We start from the raw sequence: 7,342 nt of genomic DNA, 5'->3' as shown, positions 1-7,342 counted from the left end.
ACCAGCTCTCCGCGTTCGCCGAGCAGGTGACGCGGGTGGCCCGCGAGGTGGGTACGGACGGCATCCTCGGCGGCCAGGCCGAGGTGCAGGGCGTGGCGGGTACGTGGAAGGACCTCACGCAGTCCGTGAACGGCATGGCGAACAACCTCACCAGCCAGGTGCGGAACATCGCCGAGGTGACGACGGCGGTGGCCAACGGCGACCTGTCGAAGAAGATCACCGTCGACGCGAAGGGCGAGATCCTCGAACTCGTCACCACGGTGAACACGATGGTGGACCAGCTGTCGTCGTTCGCCGAGCAGGTGACCCGGGTGGCCCGCGAGGTGGGCACGGAAGGCCAGTTGGGCGGTCAGGCGCGGGTGCCGGGTGTCATCGGCATCTGGAAGGACCTGAGCGACAACGTGAACCTGATGGCCAACAACCTCACCAGCCAGGTGCGGAACATCTCCCAGGTCGCGACGGCGGTGGCCAACGGCGACCTGACGAAGAAGGTCACGGTGGAGGCGCGCGGCGAGGTCGCGCAGCTCGCCGACACGGTCAACACGATGGTGACGACGCTGAGTTCGTTCGCCGACGAGGTCACGCGCGTGGCCCGCGAGGTGGGCACGGACGGCATCCTCGGCGGCCAGGCGCGCGTACCGGGCGTCGCGGGTACGTGGAAGGACCTCACCGAGTCGGTGAACTCGATGGCGTCCAACCTGACCGGTCAGGTGCGCAACATCGCGATGGTCACGACGGCCATCGCCAAGGGTGACCTGACGAAGAAGATCGACATCGACGCGCGCGGCGAGATCCTGGAGCTGAAGACGACCATCAACACGATGGTGGACCAGCTGTCGTCGTTCGCCGAGCAGGTGACCCGGGTGGCCCGCGAGGTGGGCACCGAGGGCCAGTTGGGCGGCCAGGCGCGGGTGCGGGACGTGGACGGCACGTGGCGCGACCTGACCGAGTCCGTGAACGAGATGGCCGGGAACCTGACCCGGCAGGTGCGCGCGATCGCGGCGGTCGCGACGGCGGTGACCCGCGGTGACCTGAACCTGAAGATCGACGTGGACGCCTCGGGCGAGATCCAGGTCCTGCAGGACAACATCAACACGATGATCGCCAACCTGCGCGACACCACGATCGCGAACAAGGAGCAGGACTGGCTCAAGGGCAACCTGGCCCGTATCTCGGGTCTGATGCAGGGCCGCCGCGACCTGGAGGACGTGGCGAGCCTGATCATGAGCGAGCTGACGCCGGTGGTGTCGGCTCAGCACGGCGCGTTCTTCCTCTCGGTGCCCACGGACGACGGCGCGGAGCTCGCGGTCGAGGACGACGAGGAGTCGTACGAGCTGCGGATGCTGGGCAGTTACGGGTACTCGATGGGGTCGATGCCCACGTCGTTCAAGCCCGGCGAGACGCTGATCGGCACGGCCGCGACGGAGAAGCGCACGATCCTGGTGGAGAACGCGCCGAGCGGCTACCTGAAGATCGCCTCGGGTCTCGGGGACGCCCCGCCGGCCCAGGTGATCGTGCTGCCGGTGCTGTTCGAGGGCAAGGTGCTCGGCGTGATCGAGCTGGCGTCGTTCCAGCCGTTCACGCAGATCCAGCGGGACTTCCTGAGCCAGATCGCCGAGATGATCGCGACGTCGGTGAACACGATCTCCGTCAATACGAAGACGGAGGTGCTGCTGAAGCAGTCGCAGGAGCTGACCGAGCAACTCCGGGAGCGTTCGGCCGAGTTGGAGAACCGGCAGAAGGCGCTGCAGGCGTCCAACGCGGAGCTGGAGGAGAAGGCCGAGCTGCTCGCGCAGCAGAACCGCGACATCGAGGTGAAGAACACCGAGATCGAGGAGGCGCGGCAGGTCCTGGAGGAGCGCGCCGAGCAGCTGGCGATCTCCATGCGGTACAAGTCGGAGTTCCTGGCGAACATGTCGCACGAGCTGCGCACGCCGCTCAACTCCCTCCTCATCCTCGCCAAGTTGCTCGCGGACAACGCGGAGGGCAACCTCTCGCCGAAGCAGGTCGAGTTCGCGGAGACGATCCACGGGGCGGGCTCGGACCTGTTGCAGCTGATCAACGACATCCTGGACCTGTCGAAGGTCGAGGCGGGCAAGATGGACGTCTCGCCGACCCGGATCGCGCTCGTCCAGCTCGTCGACTACGTGGAGGCGACGTTCCGCCCGCTGACGGCGGAAAAGGGCCTGGACTTCTCCGTACGGGTGTCGCCGGAGCTGCCCGCGACGCTGAACACGGACGAGCAGCGGCTGCTCCAGGTGCTGCGGAACCTCCTTGCGAACGCGGTGAAGTTCACCGAGAGCGGCGCGGTCGAGCTGGTGATCCGGCCGGCCGGCGCCGATGTGCCGGACGGCATCCGGGAGCAGCTGCTCGAGGCGGGCTCGCTGCGGGACGCGGACGCGGAGCTGATCGCGTTCTCGGTCACGGACACCGGGATCGGCATCGCCGGCAGCAAGATGCGGGTGATCTTCGAGGCGTTCAAGCAGGCCGACGGCACGACGAGCCGCAAGTACGGCGGTACGGGCCTCGGCCTGTCCATCAGCCGGGAGATCGCGCGGCTGCTCGGCGGTGAGATCCACGCGGCGAGCGAGCCGGGCCGCGGCTCGACGTTCACGCTGTACCTGCCGCTGCACCCGGGGGAGCTGCCGCCGCAGGGCTACTCGCAGCTGCCGCCGGTCCTGCCGGCCGGGATGGAGTCGATGACGCCGCCGGCGCTGCCCGCGGTGCCGGAGGACGACGAGACCGCGGCGGAGGAGCCCGCGCCGGAGCCGGCCGCGGAGCCGCAGGCGCCGACGGCGACGTCCGGGACGCTGTTCCGGCGGCGCAGGCGCAGCGTGCAGGCCCCGGAGCAGCGCCCGGCGCTGCCCGGCCAGCCGGCCCCGTCGGCGTCCCCGGCGGCGTCGAGCGCCCCGCAGCCCGCGCCCGAGCAGTGGCCGGCGGAGGAGACGGAGGAGAACGCGCGCCCGACGTTCCACTTCGCCGGCGAGAAGGTCCTGATCGTCGACGACGACATCCGCAACGTGTTCGCGCTGACCAGCGTCCTGGAGCAGTACGGCCTGTCCGTGCTGTACGCGGAGAACGGCCGCGAGGGCATCGAGGTCCTGGAGCAGCACGACGACACGACGCTGGTCCTGATGGACATCATGATGCCGGAGATGGACGGGTACGCGACGACGACGGCGATCCGCAGGATGCCGCAGTTCGCCGGGCTCCCGATCATCGCGCTGACCGCGAAGGCGATGAAGGGCGACCGGGAGAAGGCGATCCAGTCCGGAGCGTCCGACTACGTGACGAAGCCGGTCGACCCGGACCACCTGCTTTCGGTCATGCAGCGCTGGATGAGCGGAGAGTGAGCGCAGGGTGACGTGTCTCGGCGTAATCGCGGACAGACCAGGCGTAGTTGCTGACTGAACGTGGCCGATTCCGTGTAAGGGTGCGGGGATCGGGGAACTTTCCCGGTTCCCGCGCCGTTTCTGCTACGGGCACAGTGACATCGCGGTGACAGGGTGTGGCGACGAGTGGGGTGCAGCTACCATGACCGGCACAAGGACGGGCGGCGAGACGGAGTCGTCCCCTGGGGCGGCGACCGGTGCTCAGCCGGGGCGAGGAGGACGGGCCATGGTGCAGAAGGCCAAGATCCTCCTGGTCGATGACCGGCCGGAGAATCTGCTTGCGCTGGAGGCCATCCTCTCCGCGCTCGATCAGACGCTGGTGCGGGCATCGTCCGGGGAGGAAGCGCTCAAGGCACTGCTCACGGACGACTTCGCGGTCATTCTGCTGGACGTCCAGATGCCGGGCATGGACGGTTTCGAGACCGCCGCGCACATCAAGCGCCGCGAGCGGACCCGGGACATCCCGATCATCTTCCTCACGGCAATCAACCACGGCCCCCACCACACTTTCCGCGGATACGCGGCGGGCGCGGTGGACTACATCTCGAAGCCCTTCGACCCGTGGGTGCTGCGCGCCAAGGTCTCGGTGTTCGTCGAGCTGTACATGAAGAACTGCCAACTCCGGGAGCAGGCCGCCCTGCTCCGCCTCCAGCTGGAGGGCGGCGCCGGCCGGACCGCCGTCGGCGACGCGCAGGAGCCCACCGGACTCCTCGCCGAGCTCTCCGCCCGCCTCGCCGCGGTCGAGGAGCAGGCCGAGGCCCTCTCCAAGCAGCTCGACGACGATTCGGCGGACGCCGCCGCCGTCGCCACCGCGGCCCACCTGGAGCGCAAACTCACCGGACTCCGCAGGGCACTTGACGCCCTGGAGCCCGGCACCGACAGCGGTACGGCCACGCTGCCGACGCAGAACTGACCGGTGCGCCCTAGGCCGTCCCCTTCGGATCTTGCCGGGGGCGCGGGGTCTGGCACGCCCATCTGCGGCGTTGTCGTCGGTTGCCATGGCTCCGCCATGTCGCCCTCCTCCGCCTTGCAGCTGCACGCACCAGACCCCGCTCGACTCGACCGAGCAGTGGACGCCGACCGGATCCGGCCTGATCCGAAGGAAACGGCCGGCAGCTGAGCGCACGTCAGCCGCCGGGCCCCGCAAGGGCGACACGAACGGGTGAAGCGGTGGGCACACGTGTCCGCCGTGGTCCGCGAAGGTAACCTCACCCTCATGGCCTCACGTCCGTCCGCAGCCAAGAAGGCGCCCGCGAAGAAGGCGGCCGCCCCCAAGAAGGCTCCGGCTAAGAAGGCCGTGGCGAAGAAGGCGCCCGCGAAGAAAGCCCCCGCCAGGAAAGCGGCGGCGAAGAAGCCCGCACCCAAGCCGGCCCCGAACCCCACCGGCGGTGTCTACAAGGTCGCGCGTGCCTGCTGGCTCGGCCTCGCCCACGCCGTCGGCGCGATGTTCCGCGGCATAGGGCGCGGAGCGAAGGGACTCGACCCGGCCCACCGCAAGGACGGGTTGGCGCTGCTCCTCCTCGGCATCGCCCTGATCTGCGCGGCCGGCACCTGGTCGAACCTGCGCGGCCCGGTCGGCGACCTCGTCGAGATGCTCGTCACGGGAGCCTTCGGCCGGCTCGACCTGCTCGTCCCCCTGCTGCTCGGCGCCGTCGCCGTGCGCCTGATCCGGCACCCCGAGAAGCCCGACGCCAACGGGCGCATCGTCATCGGCCTGTCCGCGCTCGTCATCGGCGTGCTCGGCCAGGTCCACGTGGCGTGCGGATCGCCGGGGCGCGAGGAGGGCACCGAGGCCATAAGGGACGCGGGCGGCCTCATCGGCTGGGGCGTCTCCCGGCCGCTGGTCTTCGCGATGGGCGAGGTCCTCGCCGTACCGCTGCTCGTGCTGCTCACCGTGTTCGGGCTGCTCGTCGTCACCGCGACGCCCGTCAACGCCATTCCGCAGCGGCTGCGGCAGCTCGGCGAGAAGCTCGGCATCGTCCAACCCGACGTCGCCGCCGAGCAGTTCACCGAGGACGACGCGCGGTACGAGGAGCAGTGGCGCGAGGCCCTGCCCGCCAAACAGAAGCGCCGCACGCGGCAGACCCCGCCCGACGCGTACGACCCGGAGCACGCCGAGGAGGAGGCGCTCAGCAAGCGCCGCGGCCGGCCCCGGCGCCCCGGCGTACAGCCGGACCTCGACAAGCCGATGGACGCCGTGGACGTGGCCGCCGCGGCCGCCGCCGCCCTCGACGGCGCGGTGCTGCACGGCATGCCGCCCTCTCCGCTCGTCGCCGACCTCACCCAGGGTGTCTCGCCCGCCGAGCGCCCCGAGGAGACCACGCCGACGCCGGTGCCGCCCGCCCGCGGCGCCCGGAAGAAGGCCCCCGAGGACTCCGACACGGGCGAGCGGTCCGTGCCCGACCTCACCAAGGCCGCCCCCGAGGCACCCCGCGATCTCCCGCCGCGCGCCGAGCAGTTGCAGCTCTCCGGGGACATCACGTACGCGCTGCCCTCCCTCGACCTGCTCACCCGCGGCGGACCCGGCAAGTCCCGCAGCGCGGCCAACGACGCGGTCGTGGAGGCGCTGTCCAACGTCTTCACCGAGTTCAAGGTCGACGCGGCCGTCACCGGCTTCACCCGCGGCCCGACGGTCACGCGCTACGAGGTCGAGCTCGGCCCCGCCGTGAAGGTCGAGAAGATCACGGCCCTGACGAAGAACATCGCGTACGCCGTGGCCTCACCGGACGTGCGGATCATCTCGCCGATCCCCGGCAAGTCCGCCGTCGGCATCGAGATCCCCAACACCGACCGCGAGATGGTCAACCTCGGCGACGTGCTCCGGCTCGCCGACGCCGCCGAGGACGACCACCCGATGCTGGTCGCGCTCGGCAAGGACGTCGAGGGCGGCTACGTCATGGCCAACATGGCGAAGATGCCGCACATCCTGGTCGCCGGCGCCACCGGATCCGGAAAGTCCTCGTGCATCAACTGCCTGATCACCTCGATCATGGTGCGCGCGACGCCGGAGGACGTCCGGATGGTCCTGGTCGACCCCAAGCGCGTCGAACTCACCGCGTACGAGGGCATCCCGCACCTCATCACCCCGATCATCACCAACCCGAAGCGCGCCGCCGAGGCCCTGCAGTGGGTCGTACGGGAGATGGACCTGCGCTACGACGACCTCGCGGCGTACGGCTTCCGGCACATCGACGACTTCAACGAGGCCGTGCGCAACGGCAAGGTGGAGCCGCCCCCGGGCAGTGAGCGGGAGCTGCAGCCGTACCCGTACCTCCTGGTGATCGTCGACGAGCTCGCCGACCTGATGATGGTGGCGCCGCGGGACGTCGAGGACGCGATCGTGCGCATCACGCAGCTCGCCCGGGCCGCCGGCATCCACCTCGTGCTCGCCACGCAGCGGCCCTCCGTCGACGTCGTCACCGGCCTCATCAAGGCCAATGTGCCGTCCCGGCTCGCCTTCGCGACCTCCTCGCTCGCCGACAGCCGCGTCATCCTCGACCAGCCCGGCGCCGAGAAACTCATCGGCAAGGGCGACGGCCTGTTCCTGCCGATGGGGGCGAACAAGCCGACGCGTATGCAGGGCGCCTTCGTGACCGAGGCCGAGGTCGCCGCCGTCGTCCAGCACTGCAAGGATCAGATGGCGCCCGTCTTCCGGGACGACGTCACCGTCGGCACCAAGCAGAAGAAGGAGATCGACGAGGACATCGGCGACGACCTCGACCTGCTCTGCCAGGCCGCCGAGCTGGTCGTCTCCACGCAGTTCGGGTCGACCTCGATGCTGCAGCGCAAGCTCCGCGTGGGCTTCGCGAAGGCGGGCCGCCTGATGGACCTGATGGAGTCGCGGAACATCGTCGGCCCCAGCGAGGGCTCCAAGGCGCGCGACGTGCTCGTGAAGCCGGACGAACTCGATGGAGTGCTCGCCGTGATCCGCGGGGAGGCTCAACCGTAGG

At 70.0% G+C, this 7,342-nt stretch carries 3 protein-coding genes; all 3 read left to right on the top strand.

Annotation, left to right across the window (positions count from 1 at the left end; all coding sequences use genetic code 11):
• Positions 1-3,353, top strand: a 3,353-nt coding sequence (locus tag ACIDOF_RS27405) for a HAMP domain-containing protein (protein WP_409008776.1), incomplete at its 5' end; no start/stop codon positions are given.
• 265 nt (positions 3,354-3,618) lie between these two features.
• The gene (locus ACIDOF_RS27400) at positions 3,619-4,305 is read left to right on the top strand and encodes a two-component system response regulator (protein ID WP_409008775.1); all 687 of its coding nucleotides are present in this window, start codon (positions 3,619-3,621) and stop codon (positions 4,303-4,305) included.
• Between the two features lie 303 nt (positions 4,306-4,608).
• Positions 4,609-7,341, top strand: a complete 2,733-nt coding sequence (locus ACIDOF_RS27395) for a DNA translocase FtsK (protein WP_409008774.1) — start codon at positions 4,609-4,611, stop codon at positions 7,339-7,341.
• The last annotated feature ends 1 nt before the right edge of the window (position 7,342 follow it).

It is taken from the genome of Streptomyces sp. Da 82-17 (genome assembly GCF_046098215.1).
Classification (GTDB): Bacteria; Actinomycetota; Actinomycetes; order Streptomycetales; family Streptomycetaceae; genus Streptomyces.
This window is presented reverse-complemented; position numbering and strand designations above follow the sequence as displayed.

Coding starts and splice junctions, on each gene's coding strand:
- ACIDOF_RS27395 (WP_409008774.1), top strand. CDS start 4,609: ATGGCCTCACGTCCGTCCGCAGCCAAGAAGGCGCCCGCGAAGAAGGCG.
- ACIDOF_RS27400 (WP_409008775.1), top strand. CDS start 3,619: ATGGTGCAGAAGGCCAAGATCCTCCTGGTCGATGACCGGCCGGAGAAT.